Below are 1,704 nucleotides of genomic sequence, written 5' to 3'. Positions count from 1 at the left end.
GAGATGCCGGCCAGCGGTTTCATAGTCTGATTGCCCAAATACCTGATAGGCACGCTCACACAGCTTCTTGATGGCATGTCCACAAGGCGTGTCATGGCGTTCATCCATTTCTGCCAGTAGCAGGATGTCACGATCGGTGTAGCGGCGCTTGAAACCCGCCGTTGTTCGTTGCTGACGGCTCAACCGGCCTGTCTTTCGGTACTGGGCAATCAAGCGCGTTAATTGTTGACGGGAATAACCCGTTACCTTGAGCAAATAGCGGATGACAATGCCTTTGTCTGGTTTATTCAGAGACAGATAGTCAAAACGAACCAGCTCCCTCTGTAACCAACGATAACGCTTGTCCTTGTCGCTACTGATGGTAAAAGCGACCGCTTGGGTTCCTTCCAAAAAGTTGGACAGGTGTTCAATTGTGGTCAATTCTTCTGTTTTCATGATGGCTTTCATGCTCCCATCATGAACAAATCACCGAAAAAATTCAGCTTATTTCAGACTCACCTCATACTGGAAATACGGCCTACGTTCAGACTCATTTCATATTGGACAAGGCTCACACTTGATAAACGTGAGGGAAACAGTACAATATAAAGGGAGGGCGCGGGTGTTCGCGACCGTCATCCGGGCCTAGGACCCCTGTGCCGATGCTATCAAGAATACATCTTGTGATACTGATGGGGTTGTGGATTCCGACTGCCCAATCGGAACTGCATCCACAACCCGCTTTCCATGGGCATCCGATACAAGAGGAGCACGTTTTTTACAACGCGCGGACGTATAGTGTCACCCGCGCAGTCTTCCTGTCAACGGACCCGGCGAACAAATCAGTATCGGCCTACACGCTATCGATTGCGAACCCTACGCAATATATTGACCCGACTGGAAAATCACCAATCCTGACCATTCTTGAGGTCGTTGTAAATATCGATCTCATGGCGCTGGGGGCGGTTACGGAGCAACCTGAGCTCGATGCGGCGGCCGCTGCTGATTTGAGTATGTTGGCCGCAGATGGCGCAGAGGCCGCTGCTACAGATGCAGAGGTCGATGGGGCGCTTGCTGAGGGGGAACTGATGTCCGATCTTGGTTCTTTGGGTCGCAGTGCCGGTTCAGAAGCAAGGGCGATGGCCCGGACAGTGTCCGAGTCGGCGTCTGAGGATTTGTCCCAGGCCTCATCGGACCTGCAATCCATAGAGGGCGCTGTGGAAAATATGGGGGGTGGTGTGCCCGAACCTGAGCCGGTTGGTGATGAAGAGTTGCCCATCAGCAGCAATCCGATGGCAGAAGCGCCTGACCCTGCGGCTCCCATGGAAAATATACCTGCCGACGGCCAAGTGGGCAGATCGCCAGCGCAAACCTTGGAGCAGGGAACGCAATCAGAAAATGATGTTGAAGCACAGAAGACATTGAGCGAAAAGCTCATCGGGTGGGCAAAAAAGGGGGCAAAAATGGCGATTGGGCAGGGTGTTGCCATGGGTGGAATGTACGAGGTTTCAAAACTCATGGAGCCAGCGCCTCCAAAAAAACCAATACCAAAGCAGAAATGAGCGCGGTCATCAATCGGGTTCAGTCACTGCTGACCCATAAATACGCGACCGACGCGCAGCGATTCTATGCCTACCGGCGCCTGATGCACGCCGACTTCGTTCATGGATGGTTCCCATGGGACCTGTCGAATCATCTGGAGTTTCAATCCACCCCCCCCCCGCC

The 1,704-nt window shown here is 53.1% G+C and carries 1 protein-coding gene and 1 pseudogene; one reads left to right on the top strand and one right to left on the bottom strand.

Features of this window, described 5'->3' with window-relative positions:
* Positions 1–447: pseudogene (locus tag ACOCD2_RS18825) on the bottom strand (integrase); the annotation flags it as partial.
* A 215-nt stretch (positions 448–662) separates the two neighbouring features.
* Here ACOCD2_RS18825 and ACOCD2_RS18820 point away from each other — a divergent pair.
* Positions 663–1,541, top strand: a complete 879-nt coding sequence (locus ACOCD2_RS18820) for a hypothetical protein (RefSeq protein ID WP_419625900.1) — start codon at positions 663–665, stop codon at positions 1,539–1,541.
* Positions 1,542–1,704 lie beyond the last annotated feature (163 nt).

It is taken from the genome of Thiolapillus sp. (assembly GCF_048562965.1).
GTDB lineage: Bacteria > Pseudomonadota > Gammaproteobacteria > Chromatiales > Chromatiaceae > Thiolapillus > Thiolapillus brandeum_A.
This window is presented reverse-complemented; position numbering and strand designations above follow the sequence as displayed.